This window comes from Yersinia sp. KBS0713, assembly GCF_005937895.2.
GTDB lineage: Bacteria > Pseudomonadota > Gammaproteobacteria > Enterobacterales > Enterobacteriaceae > Yersinia > Yersinia bercovieri.
Genome location: NZ_CP042173.1, coordinates 103,931 through 122,660, shown reverse-complemented (window position 1 = coordinate 122,660; position 18,730 = coordinate 103,931). Strand labels below are relative to the sequence as shown.

Genomic DNA, 18,730 nt, shown 5'->3' with positions numbered 1-18,730 from the left:
CCTGGGTATTTACGGAATATCTAACGTACTGTTTTATCACCCGTCAGCGCACGTTGACTCAACTCTGTCATAGCCTCACGCAAATGATTTTTTATTTTACTCCCGATCAGACGACCAAATACCGGCGCCAGCCATCCCGTCATAGTGACAGAATGACATATGTGCGCAGGAACACCGGCTTCCCGCGAGCTAAAATATTCGTGATCAAAAACCAGATTCGTCAATGGCAGTTTTGCAACGTCGGTGAAAGCGCGGTGGAACTCAACACGGCTCAGCGTAAAATCAACTTCAGGCCCGCTGGCTGGCTTCATTCTCCCGGTAGTGCCCTCTGTGAAGTCACCGTTCAGTTTGACCCATTTAAGTTCACTGTCCCAGCAAGGCCATGATGAAGCATCCTGCCACATTGCCCAGATTTGTTCCGGTGTAGCTTCGGTAGTAACACTTTCACTGTAAGTCCATTTAAACATTTTATTTCTCCAGAACAGGGGGCAGCGCAACACTTGTGTCCGCCGATGAAAAAGGCCAAAAGGTATAGCCAGCATGACCAGAAATGCGGCAGTAAGTGGCAGATGGGTCATGCCGTCTGCCGCAACCTGTCTCGTGGCAATAAAAGAACTGAGTGACATACCCAGGTTGAAGGCTGATACATTCAGGCTGGCAGAAACTCGTGCATCAGACGTTTCTGCATCAGCGATTGCCCAACTCTGTACCATCGGTGCCGTAGCAAACGCACCAATGCTCCACAACACAAGAAATATTGATGAATTTGCTGAGCCAACCGCATAAAACACACCCAAAAGGCCGGCAATCTGGATGAAGACCGCGAAGGTTAATGCTGCTGGCAACCCTATTTTCCCCGGAAGAATGCCCCCCATAATATTACCCACGAGAGAGCCCAGACCGACGGCCCCCATAATTAACACTACCTTCCGGGGTTCTAACCCCACAGCATCAGCCAACCAGGGTTCTGCGTAAGAAAAAAAGACAAAGCCACCACCGAATGCCAGCACGGTAAAACAGTATGGTCTGATTAATGTCGGATTGCTGAGCGTGGAACGGAACACTGACGCCCGGTGCCTGGTCACGATAGGGGGACCAAATTTTGCTGGCAGGACGAACCACAACAAAGCGGCTCCGGCGGCCGCGACAATAGCAATTGCGACAAACGGGGCCTGCCAGCCGTAATGTACAGCGGCCACCATCCCGGCAGGTACACCAAGTACCATGGCTAATGTCAGTCCGGAAAACATCAGGGCAATGGCCAGCGGGGTCTGGCGTGCGTCAGTAACCGTCGGCAGACTGGCCGATGTTATGCTGAAGTAGGCACCGTGTATGGCACCTGCTACCACGCGCAGTATGAGCAGAACGGTGAAGTCAGAGATGACTGCAGAGCCAGCACTGAGAATTGAAAAAAGTAACATGAGGATAACCGCAAGTGATCGTGCACTGTACGACAGCGTCAGCGCTGTGAGTAACGGCGAACCCAGCGTTATCCCCAAAGCATAGGCAGTCACCAGCAGCCCAACCTGAGGCATTGTCACACCGAATTCAGTAGCAACTTGGCTCAGCATCCCGATAACAATGAATTCAGACAAGCCAGCAGCAAAAGCGGTTATCGCCAGCACTGCAATTATCAGCCCCGGCATGGAGGATTTTGACATTCCGGCTTCCTCATTTCATAAACGTTGAACAGATAAAATCGGCCAGCCGTTCCCGTAAAAGCGGAACCAACTCCGGTTTGTAAATGCGCCTGTAGCATACGCATAGCTGGCTTTCCCGCTCGTATTCCCAAAGACCTGACTGAATAAGTACGCCATCTCGGTCACGGGCACCAATGAATATACGATCGCCCCTTCGTCTGCGGGTAATAGTCAGATTATCAATACCGTCCAGTCCGGCCAGTTCGAGCAGTACCTTATGAGCGGAAAGTTGATGCCAGGCGATAGTTTTTGACCAGGCTTTTACAAGATACGACCATTCGAGGCGGCGAAAAAAATCCTCGCGTGTTACCTTGTCAAACACCACGATAATGGTCGAAGATTGGCTCATCCCAGCCCCCTCATTGCTAATCTGAGTAATTCGGCATCATGTTCGCTGATCTCAAAGAAACCTCTACGAGCCAGCATCCCCCAATGCGAGTTTGCGGTGAGTTCAAGTCCGACCACCTCTTTCAGTACAACTGGTTGGAACTTTCTGTTGAAACTCACATCCTTACGGAATGGCTTAAAACCGGGAAACTGTTCAACCTGGTACACATGGTCATTATCAAATATGCACTGGTACTCGACCGTTTTTAATACCTCCCCCGCATTCATTTCACTGCGGGGGCAGTAAATAAAGACCTCATCTCCTGCGCTGGTTTGTCGCAAAGGGCCCGCTTTTCCGTGGCAGACCTGAAGAAAACCAGAATCGGCAGCAATGTGGGCGTGAGCCTGAGAGATAACCGCTATCCAGTGTTTCATGCCCCTCGTTCTCCGTGAAGGACAAACCGCGAGAGCTCATCAACACTGGAAATAACATCTGCCTGCAGCTTTTCCAGCAACGGCGGTGGGAATACGGTGCCATCACTGGCTGGCAGAGCACAAATAGAGTGCTGCAGACTAACGTTCTGGCGGTCATCACTCAGCGTCAGGGTATGACCGAAAGAAAGGAGGCCCATAGGACTGTTTGCGGTGGTGGTGAAATGAACACCTTCAATCAGTGCCGTTACACTGACGGCAATGGCCCCGGGCCCGGCCTTGGGAATAACCATAAAACGCTTACCAAGGAACAGACCATTTTCTGTGGCCTTGGTCCCTTTTAGGGAAACATCCCAGCGTTGCCAGCCAGCCAAATCCTTCCATGCATCCCAGACGCGTACGGCAGCAACTGCAGGAATATTGACAGAATGGGAAAATATAAAGGGATTGTTGTTAATTGCGGACATAATGATAAAGCTCCTGATGAGTGGATAAAGTTGCGATGATATCTGCTTCACTGTCCCCTGATGAAATCAGGCTGAATGCACCAAATGCAACAGGTTTGCCATTAGCAATGGGATGTACGCCAATTTGGCCGGGGATACATTCAAAGGTGCCCACCACTACGGTTCCTATCTTCGCTCCCTGCAAATTACGCTGGAATAAACCGTCGACGGCAGCGGCCTGTATGTGAGTATTATTGGTCGCCAGCGTGAGTGCTTCAGCTTTATTACTCTGCTCAATGGTGAGGTAACCCTGAAGGCTGGCGGGAAACCATGCCGTAGCGACATAGCTATTCACCGCCTCAAGTGTGACAGCAATATCACTGCACATCATTTCCGTTACGTAATCCCAGTTGGCATAGCGATTAAGGATCAACAGAGGCGTATTTTTGGGATCTGCATCCTGACTTTCCAGCCGCCCATTAAGGCGATAGTACTGCCATAGCCCTCCGGCGAGTCGGGTGGCGACCGATAACTTGGCCCGCTGTCGACGTGGGATCAGCGCGTCAAATTCACGGTATGCAACCGATGACACTACCGAAGTGGTAAAGTCGGTCAGCTCGACAACATCCTGTTTTAGGATGCAGGTGAAAGTCTCAGACATGGCTATTCTCCATAATCATCGAAGCATGGATCCCTGAAAATCCGCTGGCAGTCTTTAACATTACTTTAACCTGGAATGGAACTGCCTGTGGACGTGGCGGGATCTCTTCATAGGCATCCACCGGCAGAGCCAGCGCTGTTGGAGGGAGAATACCGGTGGTCATCATTTTCCATGCCAGAGCCACCTCAATCATATTGGCGCCGCCCAGAGCATGCCCGTGATTGCCCTTAAACGCGGTGATTGTCGGTAATTCTGTGCCAATCACATCTTTTAGCGCCTGGTATTCAGCCTGATCATTCTGCTGAGTCCCAGAAGCATGAAGATTGACATGATTAATTGTACCCTTATCAATTCCTGCGTCTTCCAGCGCTTGTTCAATACTTTGTCGTATAGAACTGCCATCAGTCGCAATATCCGTCATGTGATATGCGCTGGAAACACAGCCATACCCTGAGATGCGAGGCTCGGGCGGCTCTGATGCTTGAGTGCTGACCAGGATCGCCCCGCCGCCATCCGAAAAAAGAAATCCGTCTCTGTCGCGACAAAACGGGCGAGAGGGACTGGTGGTTAATTCCGGCGTGAAGCTGCGGGTCGCGTTGATTTTGTTAAAAGCCTCTAATGCCAGAGGCGTCAGGCCAAAATCGAGAGACATGATCAGCGCACGCTTAAGTCCCATGCGAGACATGACTGTCTTAGCTAAGCCAATTGCCTGAAGTCCGGCACAACAACCGGTCGGAACACAAACAAACTGAGTGCTTTTTCCGTATGCAGCAGTGCCAGCAAAAACGCGTTCAACCGCCGCAAAATCCAGTTGCTCAAGTGTAACCGGACGACCGGCATAAATTTCATTTTCTACTTCAGCCAGATTACCCACTGCACTGGCGAAAAAAATGGCATCTACCGGTTCGCTAATCGCCAGTTCACTGACCAGCTTGCGGATCGTTTCCGTGAAGAGCGGAGCATAAGCGGCAATATCAGAGCCTGTACCGGGAACGGATTCAGCAACGAAAAAATCTCGCTTGCCGGGCAGACTTGCTTTACCGTAAACAGTGACTCCCTTGAGTACATTTTGCCAGATTTCCTCCAGCGAACTACCTAGCGGACTCACTGCTGCTGCTGCGGTGATATACAGGGACTTCATTCAACAATCCTCGCTACAGCCCGGGCCCAGGCAGCACCACAGTGCAGTTTTATGGGTAAGGCAATGAAATCAACGAGTCTGGCGGCTTCAAAATCCCGCAGGTTTGCCAGACGCTCAATTTGGTAATATGGACGTTTACGTCCCAGTACATGTGCTGGCCAGAGCGTGGAGGGGTCTCTCGTCTCAACATAGGCGCGGGACATCACGGCAAAAGGGGGGTCTATGCTGAAAGCGTCAGTACCTATCAGGGTATAACCACGATCGAGTGCAGCTTCAACATAACGGGCCGGTACCCCCTTAAACTCAGTGAAGTAACTGGATTCGCCATAACGCTCGTAGGCTCCGGTAATGAAAAATACCGCATGCGCACGCCCGGCATAATAATCAAGGCGCTGCAGATATCTCTGCCAATCAATTTCCACTTCTGACCCGCAGGACTCACGATCGGTAAAGATCACTGCCTGACCCATAAAGTGGTTAATATCGGCAGCAACAATATCAGAACCGTTGGGTGAGTAATGAAGGGGAGCATCAATGTGCGTCCCCTGATGTGTGGATAACGTGACAATCTCATTAGAAATACCGTAACCATCAGGCCAGTCTTCAGGACTGATATCGAAACCTTTGCACAAGTGAGCGACCCCAGCCACATGATCAAGGATATCTACCTGGATAGAGATAGGTTCTCCATTCCCTGGATACAGCGCGGTTGAAATACAGGTGTAATCTTTCATGAAAATAACTCCTGAGGCAGATGTGGATCGATTTCACCGTTCCTGTGGCGTTTAAATAACTGCCGCGGCAAGGCGGTTGCGCCGGTAATCTCCCTGATTTGAGATAGCGCCTTAAGCGTTCCGTATTCGCCAAGCGGACAGGACAAAGAATAGGTATCACCTAGCAGCATGACGTGGCTAAAGGAGCATGTCATCGCTCGTCCTTCTGGCTCAGCACATCCGCTAAAAATGATATTTTCCCGCGTAACAGTAATTCCTTTGGCTGCCATAGCCACGAGTAACTCGTCGGCAGAAATCACGTCAGAGGGTAAACACGAACATCCCAGTGACACCCTGTCATTCCCGACCGGGATCATGAAAAAAGTGCGCCTGCTACCGCCATCTGTGTTTTCAGACCAGAAGCACATCTCTTCTCTGTCCCCGTAAGGAAGAGAATGCACCACCAAATAGCGGCAGGCCGTCCGTGCGGAATGCATAAAGTGCGACTGATAAGCGGGATCGTTAATCACAGACTTTGCACCGCGACAGTCGAAGATCCGGTCAAACCCATCCAGATCGGCAATGTTGGTCACCTCCTGCTTTACGCGCTGCGCAGCAGGAATGCATTCAGCCATGAATGTCGCCAAACGGCCCTTGTCATAGACGAAATATTCTTCGTTTGAAGCAAGTTGTGTCCTGTGCAGCTTCTCGTCATGTTGCCAGAGTACCCGTCGAATAACTGGCGCCGCCTGGGTAATGACTTCCTCCTCATCGATGGTGCTAAAGGCGTCAAAAAACGCTCTTCTCGGCACTATTTCAGGAATGCCACTGGCAAAGGGATTAGGGGACTGGAATAGCGTAATTTCACCCAGTGGGGCGAGAAAATTTGCGGCCAGACCGGCGGTAACCCCACTTCCGACGATGGCTATTTTGGGGTACATAAAGACCGCCCCACCAATCTGTCAATGTTTTCCCGCAACAGTGTGAACATTTTTCGCGCCATGTCCGGAGAATATGCATCTTCTTCGATTAGAATACGCCGGCTGGCGAACAACACTCCCGGGTGTGCAGCCTCAGTCCACCATTCCGCACTCAACGCAAGCACATTTGGCGGGGGAACCAAGTGCGTCACACGTATCCTGTCAGACAAACGTATACGCTCGACTTCAACTCGGTCAGGTTCAGATCTGCCAGCAGCAAAAAACAGGATAAAGTGCTGTCGGACAGCACTTTCTGAAATCCGACTGATGCCACAAACACGATCGAGGGCGCTCAGCCAGTGGTCAAGAGACCAGATCTGAGCTAGAGGCACCGAACCGAGCGGAACATCCTGCTTAGTCACCAGGTTGAGGCAGAGGTCAGGCATTGTTTTCACCGTTTCCGTAACGGGCCCAGGTACTCAGTGCAGCGTGGATGTGTTTTCTGATGAGAACAATAGCGTCTTCAGCATTTGCGTCATCTGACAGCGAAAAACCGTGGTAACTGATGAGACGGGTTCGTCCCTCATCCAACGACTGGAAGCGCCAGCCTCCCTTATGACACCTGAATCCTTTGGGCGGCAGTGGCTGAGAAAAATCAATCACGCGAAGCTCTTCATTAACGTATCGCCATGACTTAACAAAATACTCTTGTCCTGTACCCAACTCTTCAATGTGCATAATGAAACTTTGCAGTCGCCCATCATCGTTATCAGGTTCAATCTTGGAAACGTGGCTTAATATTTTTGGCCATCGCTGATAATCCTTGATGTAACCAAATACCGAATCAATATCGCGGTTAATAACAGTACTGCCCTGCAAAATAAAAGGAACATCTTTATGCAGCCAATTGTCCCGATGAGCAACGAGATAATTAATCAGGTCGTTAAGAGTGTTAACATTATCTTCATGAAGCGGCTTCGCTGAAATTGCCAAAGATGAAACAATCTCGACAAGGGTCATGACTTCCTGACTGTCCAGCCCAAGTTGGTTGCGAATATCTTTCTTGGGATCAAGTATTTCATTCGAAGAGCCTGTTATTCCCAGCTCAAATAGAATAGCTGCAACGTCGCTTTCAGCGCGCCAGATATATTTTTCATTAATCATAGTTATTACGCCCTGTAAATGAATTACATCCTTGCTAGCCAGAACTCTTTTTTAGAGGCTCCGATATCAATCATATGGTTATTCATTGCCCAAGAACTTTGTTGCTGCCTCAGGGCTTGTGAGTTCTCCCACATGCTGTCATCAAAGAACTCCAGCATCATATTTTGCAGCCAGTGCTTCCCTGAGTCGGTGATGATGAATTCTTCTCCGGTATCCTGTATCAGGTTGTCACGAATAAGCCTATCAATAATGGATTTAAAATCTTCGTAGCACTCTGTTTTCCAAGTCTCACGGTAATGCGCTTTATCAATTCGGTAATAAAGAAGATTAAAAATCATATAACGTTGCCGACTTAACTTTGGTGTTAACGGAATACTTGCGGTAGTGAAAGTATTATCACCGTTCAGAACAGCATTAATATACCGGTCAACATCCTTGGAAATACCTGTGCGACGCTGATTGATAAAACTGTACGCACCTGGACCGAAACCTAACGCGTCCACACATTCCTTCATGGTCCAATGGTTATATTTGGACTCATATCCCGGCAGCGCATAGTGCTCATACATGTAGTTGCGCATGCCCGCGTCAGCAGCAAACTGCCCGATCATGGCCTGCATTTGTTTAACCATGACACTTTCGGCATCTGCAACGGGCGTGACTTTACCTGCCTTAATAAGCGATTCCTGACGGGTTCCCGGCGTCACGCGATAGAGGTAGGTTGTTAAATGTTTAATACCCAGTTCATGGAGTACTTTAAAATCTTTTTCCCAGTGCTCAAGGGTGTGGCCTGGCATGTTATACATCATATCCAACTGGATATGATGTATACCTGCATCTTGTAGCATGCGAATTGCATCAATTGTCTGCTGAGCCTTATGGGGTGAACCTACGATTTGTAGCACCTCAGGCTGAAAAGATTGTGCGCCTAGTGAAATTCGATTAATAATAGAGTTTGCGACAAAAACAGCTTTTTCTTTATTAAAATCCTTGGCATTCCCTTCCAGAGTAATCTCACAGTCATCTGCCAGCCGGAAATATCGGCTAAGCGTGGAAAGTATTTTATCCAGGTGACTAATTTCAAGCAGTGACCCAGTACCTCCACCAATATATATTCCCCGCAGACGTGAATTCCCCCACCTACGCGTTGCTGCATGACGCTTAAGATCGAGTACCAGTGCATCAACATATCGATCTAAGAGTTCCTGTTTTTTCCCATTATTCATTGGTAACAGGTCAACAAAATACGGGCAGGCTTTGCAGCAAACACGGCAATATGGAATTGACAGATACATGACAAAATCAGTTCCGTCACTTTCCAGATCCAGTGATTGAATAAGTTGGTTATCTGATTTTGTATCAGAAACATCATACATATCGGGTGGATAAAGAATGAATGGCATATAGCAGCGATTTTTATACACAGTACTTATCCTTGTGTTCAGACAAAAACCATTTTTCCCCGTAGGCTCTAAAGCGAACAAAAGCAAAATAAGGGTAAATACTTATACTATTTATTTATTAAACGAATGTTAAACAATGGAGCAACAAATTATTAACAATCTCTTAATAAATATTAAGAGCAGCGCCAACATATGAATCTATGCCTTTTCTTGTAGGGAGTTTAACTTCAATTTTGCTCCTTCCTGAATAATTGAAATGTTCCAGACAATAATTAAAATAGCTATGCTCCTTCCTTATCACCCCGATATATTGCCTGTATCCTGCATACCTGCGAACAACTGTAACCCGTGGCATCCGCAGTTTCCTGAATGCTTAGCTTCTTGACCTGTCGGTAGTACATCACTTTCTGGTGGCGTTCCCGATCTGCCTGTTTACCTTGGTATTTACCCAACGAATGTGCCCTGTCGATGCCCTGTTTTTGACGAAGACGGCGACTTAACCAGTCCTTATGCGACATTGCTGCCATCAGGTCTATCAGCATATTGTTTATGGCTGTAATGACGGCACGAGTGACGGGATCACTTTGCGCTGGCTCTTTGTCCGTCAAAGCCTGCCAGGATGTTGGCACATCCAGACTGACAATCCGCAATTCGTGTTGTTCAATCTGTTTCTTCAGCGTTATCCAGTCGCTGTTACTCAGACGAGTCAGGCGGTCTATCTGTTCGACCAGTAAAATATCATTATGGTGGCTGTCTATCAGTAACCGTCCAAGTTCTGGACGTTCCAGTTTCGTTCCACTGATATTTTCCCGGTAATAACTGGCTATTTTATAACCCCGTTCCTGGACAAACTGGTCCAGCATCTCTTTTGCTCTATCGGCAAACTGATCTTCGGTTGATGCTCTCAGGTAGGCTCTAATGAACATTTTCTTCCACGCTATCGTATATAAGTTATCGCGCACAAAGTATCGCATAAACGTTATGTCATTAGTGTGAGTTAGTCATAGTTTTACTTATCGCCGTGGGGTGTACTCTTAAGCGATACACGTTTCATGCTTTGGTTTTTTTATTAAATAATCAAAAAGGGAAACTATATGCCAAGGAGACAAATCCTTTCTGCCGCTGAAAAAGATGCGCTGATGGCTTTGCCTGAAGATGAACTCAGCCTAACACGCATGGCTTATCTCAGTGAACAGGATATAACACTTATCAACGCACATCGAAAACCGGCAAATAAGCTGGGATTTGCAGTCTTGCTTTGTTATTTACGTGGCCTGGGATTTGTTCCTGATAAAAACAGTCTACCGGACGCTACATTACTCAAAAGTATTTCCCAGCAACTTAAATTATCAGCAGAACTCTGGGGTGAGTACGCCATTCGTGAAGAAACACGCTGGGAGCACTTGTCAGAACTCTACGATTACCTCGATCTCACCCCCTTCAGCAATAAGATCCAGCAGGAGTGCGTCAGTCATCTCACGACCATAACAACGCGGACTGATAAAGGGATACTCCTGGCTGAAGAGCTGCTTTTATATTTTCATCATAAAAACATTATTGCCCCCTCAATGGATGTACTGGAGCGAATCTGTGCTGAAGCTATGACACTGGGCGATAGAACCGTTTTTTCGGCACTGAGTGACCCTTTGTCGATACAACAAAAAAATGCGCTTGATACTCTGTTGGTCACCCGTGATAACCGCCCATCTCGCCTGACCTGGCTGCTTCAGCCTCCCGGAAAAATAAATGGTAAAAATGTTCTGCAACATATTGATCGCCTCAACGCCATTGAATCATTGGCATTACCGGAAGGTATTGAACGCGCCATTCATCAAAACCGGTTATTAAAGCTTGCCCGAGAAGGCCGAAAAATGACCAGTAGGGATCTGGCTAAATTTGCTGCTTCACGTCGCCACGCCACACTGGTCTGTGTGGTGGCCGAGGCCAGAGCAACACTCATAGATGAAATAATTGAACTACATGAACGCATTATGAACAGCCTGTTCAGCAGGGCAAAACATACGCAGGCAGAGAGACTTCAGAAAACAGGTAAACTCATACAGGCAAAGCTAAGACAGTATCTTTCTGTCGGGCAGGCCTTGATGAATGCACGCAAATATGGTGATGATCCTTTTTCTGCTATTGAAAAGATTCTGCCCTGGCAGGCGTTTATATCCAGTCTGGAAGAAACCCGTATTCTGGCCCGTAAGGAAAACTACGAACCACTTCACTTAATTACCGAAAAATACAGTACATTACGAAAATATGCGCCAAAAATGCTGGCTGCATTGGATATTAGTGCTACACCTGCCGCCAGACCGCTTGAAGACGCGTTGAATGTCGTAAGAGAGATGTACCGTAAACAACTCAGAAAGGTTCCGGTCTCTGCTCCGCTTGATTTTGTACCGGAGAGTTGGCGAAAACTGGTTGTTACCCCAGCGGGTATTGACCGCCAATATTACGAATTCTGCGTGCTCAGCGAGCTGAAAGGAGCACTGCGCTCTGGAGATCTTTGGGTCAAAGGTTCACGCAGGTATAAGAATTTTGACGACTATCTCATTCCACAGGATGATTTTGAAAAAACCAGAAAAAACGCCGGATTATCGCTGACTATCCCGACAGATTTTCAGGAATACATTGGCTCTCGTTTTTCGTTGCTGAAGTCCAGACTGGAAGAAGTTAACGCCAAGGCTATAACAGGGAATTTGCCTGATGTTGATATTTCAGATAAAGGGTTGCGTATTACGCCTCTGGATAATCAGGTGCCGGAAACCGTCTCACCTGTTGCTGATTTAGTCTACGGCATGCTGCCACATCCTAAAATCACTGAAATTCTGGATGAGGTTGACAACTGGACGGGATTTACCCGTCACTTTACTCATCTTAAAAATAACAATGTCCGGCCCAAAGACAAAAGGCTTCTGCTGACCACCATTCTTGCAGATGGTATCAATATGGGGTTGAGTAAAATGGCAGAATCCTGTCCGGGAACCAGTTCTTCATCGCTGGAAGGCATTCAGGCATGGTACGTGCGTGATGAAACCTATTCGGCAGCGCTGGCGGAGTTGGTTAACGCTCAAAAAAACAACTCATTAGCTGAATACTGGGGTGACGGCACAACTTCGTCATCTGATGGACAAAATTTCCGCATGGAGAGTCGTGGTCGGTACGCTGGGCAAGTTAATCTGAAATACGGTCAGGAGCCTGGCGTCCAGTTTTATACGCACATATCGGATCAATACAGCCCCTTTCACACTCAGGTGATTAGCCGTGTCAGAGATTCCACCCATGTGCTTGACGGGCTGCTGTATCATGAAAGTGACCTGGATATTAAGGAACACTATACCGACACCGCCGGCTTTACTGACCATGTGTTTGCCCTGATGCATCTGTTGGGATTTGCTTTCGCCCCTAGGATCAGAGATCTGCCTGACAAACGCTTATTTATCCCCGGCAAACCGGAACACTATCTCGGGCTGAAATCTATTATCTCATCGCAACGCCTGAATCTGAAAGATATTAAGTCTCACTGGGGTGAAGTTCTTCGACTTGCGGCGTCAATTAAACAGGGCACAGTAACGGCTTCACTCATGCTAAAGAAATTGGCCAGCTATCCTAAACAGAACGGCCTGGCGAAAGCATTAAGAGAACTGGGCCGAATAGAGCGAACGCTATTTATGTTGGACTGGTTCCGAGATCCGGCATTACGTCGGCGTGTTCAGGTTGGGCTGAATAAGGGTGAGGCTCGTAATGCGCTTGCGAGAGCAGTATTTATGCACCGTCTTGGTGAAATCCGGGATCGCAGTTTGGAGAATCAACGTTATCGGGCCTGCGGTCTGACACTGGTCACCGCAGCGATAGTGCTATGGAATACCGTATATATAGAAAGAGCTCTGGATTCACTGAAACGAAAGGGTATTCGAATTAATGAGGTTTTGTTATCCCATCTTTCACCACTGGGCTGGGAACATATCAATCTGACAGGGGACTATATCTGGCGAAATAATATTAAACTGGCATCGGGTAAATTCAGGGCATTAAGACCGGCTAAAATAGAGCAGTACAAAAAACGTGCTTAACGTAGGATAATTTCCGTTTTCCCGGGTGACCCCAAAATAACGCGCCAGCTGAAGTTCATCTGGTTCGCCGGTGAATCTGCCATAACTCTCAGCCTGCTCAGTGGTCAAAAAATCAACTGGCATATAGGCCTCCCTACCTGATGGCTTTTTTTTAACAAAACTGCAACCGTCCGAAATGTTATAACATAATGGACATAGAAAAACGCCCTTAAAATGGTATCTTTTTAATCAAAAAATGGCATTTAACGGACAGCGTTGTCTACTAATCGATATTTCAGACGTTTATTCTTCGCTTACCGTACGTTTTCGTACGGTTGGCCCTCAAACCCCTAGTTAGTTTAGAAGGAGGTTGGTTGTAATGGGTATTATAGCTTTCACATTAGTGATCATGGCTGCATAATTAGCAGGCGAGTATTTTTTTAACGGTCCGCACGGTGTTTGCAATTGCTCTTGAGATACACTTAGGTTTTCGGTTTGAGTGTTTTCAATTATGCATTGGTCTGGTGTCATTTTAATGTTGGTGTAAATGTAAATAGCATTTAAAGTAGTATCACCGGGATGATAAGTGAAGGGGGATATAGGGGTTCGACTGCTTTCAACGTGGTATGGATTTTTTTCTTCCGAGCCTATTGTTGTTGTGTGCGTGTCAGGGCTATAAGTTACTCTAAACGCAGATATTATTTGTGTGCTTTTTATATGCTTTACAGCAACCCACTCACGTTCACTCTCGTATACCTTAATCAATTCCTCAATACTGACTATGCTGTCATTTGAATTTTTGTAGTACCCTTTGTCAATTATATTCTGAAGTGTGGCTGGAACATAATAAAAAGCCTCGTCAGTTTTTATTTTATATATCCATGCTGTTTTGCCTTGAATTGATTTTGTGGCCCCAAAAGTCATTCCAGCAAAAATTCTGGCTATGGAAAAATCATCTGACGTAGGAATGAAGGCACTATTTTTACTTTTACCTGATCCAGTCACCCCGCCGACAGACTCACCAGTAACATGCTGAATTATATTATCGTTATCGCCATAAGCGGTGAATCCATTTGCAAAAATATAATCCGATGAACTTGGGCTTCTGGTATCAAAACGATAAACATATGGAGGCGGTGCTGCAAGTAGGTTTATTGAATAAATAATAGCCGTAACTAATAAGGCGTAAATTAATTTCATGTTTTCGATTCCCTGTGTGAAATATTATTAATGAATTCAACTTTGAAGGTTATCCCTTTAACGCTATTTGTAGCCATGCAAACATTAATAGTTACAGCCTGATTAATTAAGTTTAATTATTATTATTTGTGACAAGAATTTAGTATTAAATCAATCCTCCGTACTTTCCCACGTCTGGCACTGTTGCAAATAGTGGATACAACTTTTTTGCCTGCCATATGTAGTTCTATATAAATTCTTTACATACAGTATATTGTGCCATATTGGCCTGATTTTGCTAAAAATACAATTTTGCAACTGTGCCACAAAAAAGAAAAAAGTTACTTCTGTAGCATCTAACGAGTTGGTTTATTCTTCAACGAGCTTGGTTAAAATCAGCTGTGGTATTATTTTAGGCCGATTTTTCTTTTTACATTATGAATAAATGGAATCAATTGATAACGAGGTTATTAGGAGGGCACTGTTGCCAATAGGATCCTGAGTTGAGTTTTCCCTTCCCAAAATCTTCTTTCAAGACCCGCAGGATCTGAGTTTCGGTAAACAGTGTTTTCTTCATGATGGTTCTACCGTTGGTTGTATTTTAACCAGAGAACTCTAATGAGTGGTACGACTAAATATTGGGGACTACCTTGGGAAGGTTTCTTATCAGTTGATTCCATTTATTCATGATACAAACACTCAAATTAGTTTATACATAATATCAATAGCTTTTGTCGCACTAACAATATTATGCCCTTATGGAATAGGTGGAACCAAACTGCTCTACTAGTGAAAACGTTTCATGTTTTCTGGATGTCATGCATATTTTCGAGGTCTGGCTATTATGTTTATAAAAACTGATGAGAAGCTCCCTGTGTCTGAAGCAAGAAGGTTTATTTACAATACATTAGCGATACTTGTCCTGTACATGCATGGTATCCCAAGCGCTCAGGCACAGCTAAATCCAGGACCAGACCCATATGGGCACGTTAATTTTTTTGTATCTTCTGCACCAGCGTCTGGCGCAAATAATAATCCCTACGATGCATGTCAAGAATATGCCGGGTATATCCGATATCGAATTGTTGACAACCCCGTGATGGTTTTTACGGTTGGTGAAAATACAAGAGAATATAGGTTTAGATTGGAAGATTTGGTCGCAGAGGCCGCGACTACATGGAATAACGCCCTTAGAGCAGATATACCGGGAGTTTCGGGCGGCTTATCCTGCGAATTTTACATAAGAGCAGCCTCCGCACTGGAACCTCCTAATTATAGAGTGCAGGCAATTTCATTTACAAATAACAATATAGTTGCTCTCGGTGTTCCTGCTGGCTATGAATCTGCGCAAAGCCGTTTGGGAATAACCCAGGCGGGTATTTATGTCCCAACAGGTCTTGTAATCCCTATTAACAGAAATACTATTGAGAGCTTTGAGCAAAACACGCCACACGAAGAAATAGCACGCTACATAGCTAGACATACCATTATCCATGAAATGGGCCATACTCTTGGGTTAAGGCACCCCGATACAGCCCCTAGAAATTCGGATCAAATAGCACCGCATCAGCGCCAAATACAAGTGCCCATTATCAATAACTCGGCACAGTCATTGCCAATCATGATATCTCAGCCAGGTGAATACTTTTCGCGTTCTCGCCAAAGAGGCCTCATCAACGCCACCACCATGCCATTACCCAGTCCCGCCGAAGCTAATGCTATAAGGCGGGTGAATATTTGTTCCCCTAACTCCTCACAAAACGCAAAGGAACGTTCATTAAAATCGGATGAATGTAATTATCATATAACATACTCAATTTTTGACGTTACCAGTATGTTGAAATTATTATTGGACCACTAAGTGGTTATTGGATGTCCAGTGAACGATTGTATAAACTGCAGCTGTTACTGAATATTCCGTGTTCAGGTAATGCAATTACTGTCACGACGTTTTTATAAGCATGCACCACCAGACATAATTTCCAGAGGCAGGTACTGAAGCTGAATGAAATTATACAATTATTTAATGTTATGGAGAAATGCAATGAAAAAGACAATGTCATATGGGTTAATAATATCAATGTTGGCGCTATCAACAATTGCAGGCGCATCTGAAATTCTATCTTATAAAAACACTATACAGCCAACAGTGCCCTTATCCTCTGAAAAGGCTGGAGTGAAAGAGATGAAGGTATGCGGGGGAGGGTATGTAGTTCAGGTGTGGGTCAGCGCTGATGCATATAAAGATTGGGCGGTTTGGTTATCTCCTAGTGGACAATCTCACTCTAATACAGACAAAACACTTTATTGGGCTCGCTCTACTGGTATTGGTCTTGATAATGAATATGGGAAAGCAATCTATGCGGCTATTTTGTCGGCTCAGGCAACTGGTCAATTGGTTAATCTCCTGGATGATAGCAGCGATGCATGCGCTATACGGGAGATGAGTAACCCTATTGGCGAATTCTCAGGAAAGCAATTTAACTCCGCATCAAATTATTATCCATGATTTTATGGTTGCTGAATGAAAGGGATTTCTCCTGATTGTATGGGTGTTCGGAATCTGTGCAATTATGGGTTAATCATTCAACTGGAGGGGCTCATTATGTTCATTGCTATTGTCTGAATTGATTTTTCCAAGAACGTGCTTGTTGTTCATCGTGTAGATCACAAGGGTAAAATCGTTAAAATTTATTTAGATGAATATATCCTTTTTATATAGGAGAAAGACTCATGAGTATTAATGGAAATGCAGCATGGGGTCCTAATGACGCTCCGATTTTTATTGTTTTAGGACAGTCAAATAGCTATGGGCATAACACCTTATTACCAGCCAGTGAACAAATTCCACCTCCAGGCTTAACTAATGTTTTTACGCTGTCCCAATCTGATGTTTATAGTATTACTTTCCCCTCTATTAACTGGAAAGGATTAACAACTTTAGGTGACGCCAATATAGGTACGCCAGCAGGTTCTGGTCTGGGAAACCAAAATCATCCGGTCAATGCGGCTAACCGCTTTGCGGTTTTGTGGCAAAATCACATTACTTCCGGAAATAGCCTGTCTTTACCTGACCTTTATGTCATTTTAATGGGCTGGGGTTCTCAGGGAATGTATCAGGGAACAACGGGTGATAACAGATGGTCACCTGACAGAAATGAATCGGATGTGGAGTCACTTTATCCTCGGGCATTAAGAACGTTACGCATGGCAATGGACTCGTTGCGGGCCCTGGGGAAAAACCCCAGGGTAATTGCCATACAGTGGAACCAATGGGAATCAGAAACACTGAACACGCCGGCAGCAATGGCAAGTGCCATGAATTTTAATCGGATAGTGGCTGGTATTAATGATGCTTTAGGTGACAACGATATCTTCTGGCATTTTTTCTATCCGCTGTCGCAAGTCTATAATCCTGCAAATACTGAAAAGGTTATTCAATCACTGGAATCTATTGTAGCGGCGGAACCAGCCCGCCGGGCATTCATTGACCCCCGTGATGCTCCACACTATACTGGCGTTGCACCAAATTTTGGTATATTTGGATCTGATAATGTTCATTACAATGCGCAAACTCACCAATGGTTTGCCCAGTCGGAATGGAATAAAATTATCTCAGGTTATAAAGGTGTTCCTTTATCCACCGTCCCCTATCGAACAGATCAATACTGGTTAAACAGAAGAGTTTATGAATCATGTTGTTCTGCTACCGAGTGGTACCCTAATCGTTCCTCGTCTGGTATTTGGCTGGATTCGGGTAACACCCAAAGTGGTTTGATATTTTTTGACTCACCCGGCATTACAAATGCATGGAGAGTTACTGAAGAACAAGGAAAAAAGACATTTAAAGCAGTTGCTTTATCTGGAGTTTCTTTCGGTAACTGTATGGCACTGGCAACCACGAGTGCGGCTGACGGTAAATATGGCTATTTTGAAATGGATTTATTCTGTTCCCCATGCCCTGAAATCACTATTTGTGCAAGGGCACAAGTATCATCTGGAACCACGTATTGCTCTATTGGTTACGGATACATTGCAATTCAATTAAGTGCTGCATATAACGGTAAGCCACAATACATGCCTCCAAATATATCTCCAGGAAAAACTCTGCCTGAGGCAACACCTTATTTAACTATTTGGAATTTATCAGTTCCACTTAGTATTAAAAGTATTAAGTTCAATACAACACCAATGGATGGGATCTTTATAAACACCCCAGTATTCAGTACCACTAACACTGGTGCAAATCTGCTTTACGGCTGGCCTAAAAACACCTGGTCTCTATGGCGCATCGGTTTACTTCCTGAAAATAATGGCACAGTGAGTGCCGAGTGGTATGATACAACTGAAAATAAATGGAAAGTAGCTGTACAGCAGCAAAATATGAATTCAGTTTTAAACTCAAATAACACTTTAACAGGACAGTTCTCTATTTTGTCTGGCATGTCTTCTACGGCTAAAAATATTGAACAACAAAATTCTATCTATAATCAAATATTTAAGGATGTTTCATTTGTTTCATTGGACTGATTAATTAATTTTAAAAGTCGACAGTTATCGTGATGATGGCGAGATACGATTACAAT

At 45.4% G+C, this 18,730-nt stretch carries 16 protein-coding genes; 4 read left to right on the top strand and 12 right to left on the bottom strand.

The features are described 5' to 3' along the window. Window positions 1–20 precede the first annotated feature (20 nt). The 11 genes from FFE93_RS00510 to FFE93_RS00460 all read right to left on the bottom strand — a co-directional run bounded on the left by FFE93_RS00510 (window position 21) and on the right by FFE93_RS00460 (window position 9,833). The gene (locus tag FFE93_RS00510; RefSeq protein ID WP_138774681.1) at window positions 21–1,661 is read right to left on the bottom strand and encodes an MFS transporter; all 1,641 of its coding nucleotides are present in this window, start codon (window positions 1,659–1,661) and stop codon (window positions 21–23) included. 10 nt (window positions 1,662–1,671) lie between these two features. Continuing rightward, window positions 1,672–2,049, bottom strand: coding sequence for a hypothetical protein (locus FFE93_RS21455; RefSeq protein WP_186367685.1), 378 nt, complete (start codon window positions 2,047–2,049; stop codon window positions 1,672–1,674). Continuing rightward, window positions 2,046–2,462 carry an EVE domain-containing protein gene (locus tag FFE93_RS00500; protein ID WP_138774680.1) on the bottom strand — a complete coding sequence of 139 codons (417 nt, stop codon included), beginning with the start codon at window positions 2,460–2,462 and terminating at the stop codon, window positions 2,046–2,048. Before FFE93_RS00500 ends, FFE93_RS21455 begins: the two co-directional genes overlap by 4 nt. Beyond that, window positions 2,459–2,926 carry a hypothetical protein gene (locus tag FFE93_RS00495; RefSeq protein ID WP_138774679.1) on the bottom strand — a complete coding sequence of 156 codons (468 nt, stop codon included), beginning with the start codon at window positions 2,924–2,926 and terminating at the stop codon, window positions 2,459–2,461. Before FFE93_RS00495 ends, FFE93_RS00500 begins: the two co-directional genes overlap by 4 nt. Further along, entirely contained in the window at window positions 2,913–3,566 is a 654-nt protein-coding gene (locus tag FFE93_RS00490) for a hypothetical protein (RefSeq protein WP_138774678.1), read from the bottom strand. The genes FFE93_RS00495 and FFE93_RS00490 overlap by 14 nt, the downstream gene beginning before the upstream one ends. Beyond that, window positions 3,559–4,707, bottom strand: a complete 1,149-nt coding sequence (locus tag FFE93_RS00485; protein ID WP_138774677.1) for a hypothetical protein — start codon at window positions 4,705–4,707, stop codon at window positions 3,559–3,561. Before FFE93_RS00485 ends, FFE93_RS00490 begins: the two co-directional genes overlap by 8 nt. Continuing rightward, window positions 4,704–5,441, bottom strand: a complete 738-nt coding sequence (locus FFE93_RS00480) for a cyclase family protein (RefSeq protein ID WP_138774676.1) — start codon at window positions 5,439–5,441, stop codon at window positions 4,704–4,706. Before FFE93_RS00480 ends, FFE93_RS00485 begins: the two co-directional genes overlap by 4 nt. After that, window positions 5,438–6,361, bottom strand: coding sequence for a hypothetical protein (locus FFE93_RS00475; RefSeq protein WP_138774675.1), 924 nt, complete (start codon window positions 6,359–6,361; stop codon window positions 5,438–5,440). Before FFE93_RS00475 ends, FFE93_RS00480 begins: the two co-directional genes overlap by 4 nt. A gap of 417 nt (window positions 6,362–6,778) precedes the next feature. After that, window positions 6,779–7,504: an SRPBCC family protein gene (locus FFE93_RS00470; protein ID WP_138774674.1), complete on the bottom strand. Its 726-nt coding sequence runs from the start codon at window positions 7,502–7,504 to the stop codon at window positions 6,779–6,781. A 23-nt stretch (window positions 7,505–7,527) separates the two neighbouring features. Further along, a complete protein-coding gene (locus FFE93_RS00465) occupies window positions 7,528–8,928 on the bottom strand; it encodes a coproporphyrinogen-III oxidase family protein (protein ID WP_138774673.1) in 1,401 nt (466 codons plus the stop codon). A gap of 260 nt (window positions 8,929–9,188) precedes the next feature. Next, window positions 9,189–9,833: a recombinase family protein gene (locus FFE93_RS00460; RefSeq protein ID WP_138774672.1), complete on the bottom strand. Its 645-nt coding sequence runs from the start codon at window positions 9,831–9,833 to the stop codon at window positions 9,189–9,191. 168 nt (window positions 9,834–10,001) lie between these two features. On the opposite strand from FFE93_RS00460, the gene FFE93_RS00455 reads away from it, so the two are divergent. Beyond that, window positions 10,002–12,986: a Tn3 family transposase gene (locus FFE93_RS00455; RefSeq protein WP_138774671.1), complete on the top strand. Its 2,985-nt coding sequence runs from the start codon at window positions 10,002–10,004 to the stop codon at window positions 12,984–12,986. 333 nt (window positions 12,987–13,319) lie between these two features. On the opposite strand, the gene FFE93_RS00450 is transcribed toward FFE93_RS00455, so the two are convergent. Further along, window positions 13,320–14,165 (bottom strand): hypothetical protein, encoded by an 846-nt coding sequence (locus FFE93_RS00450; RefSeq protein ID WP_138774670.1) that lies wholly within the window; start codon window positions 14,163–14,165, stop codon window positions 13,320–13,322. Between the two features lie 823 nt (window positions 14,166–14,988). Here FFE93_RS00450 and FFE93_RS00445 point away from each other — a divergent pair. The 3 genes from FFE93_RS00445 (at window position 14,989) to FFE93_RS21450 (ending at window position 18,674) form a co-directional block, all read left to right on the top strand. Continuing rightward, on the top strand, window positions 14,989–16,005 hold the full coding sequence (locus FFE93_RS00445; RefSeq protein ID WP_138774669.1) for a hypothetical protein: 1,017 nt from the start codon (window positions 14,989–14,991) through the stop codon (window positions 16,003–16,005). A 183-nt stretch (window positions 16,006–16,188) separates the two neighbouring features. Further along, on the top strand, window positions 16,189–16,653 hold the full coding sequence (locus FFE93_RS00440; RefSeq protein ID WP_138774668.1) for a hypothetical protein: 465 nt from the start codon (window positions 16,189–16,191) through the stop codon (window positions 16,651–16,653). A gap of 224 nt (window positions 16,654–16,877) precedes the next feature. Further along, on the top strand, window positions 16,878–18,674 hold the full coding sequence (locus FFE93_RS21450; RefSeq protein WP_186367684.1) for a hypothetical protein: 1,797 nt from the start codon (window positions 16,878–16,880) through the stop codon (window positions 18,672–18,674). Window positions 18,675–18,730: the final 56 nt, after the last annotated feature.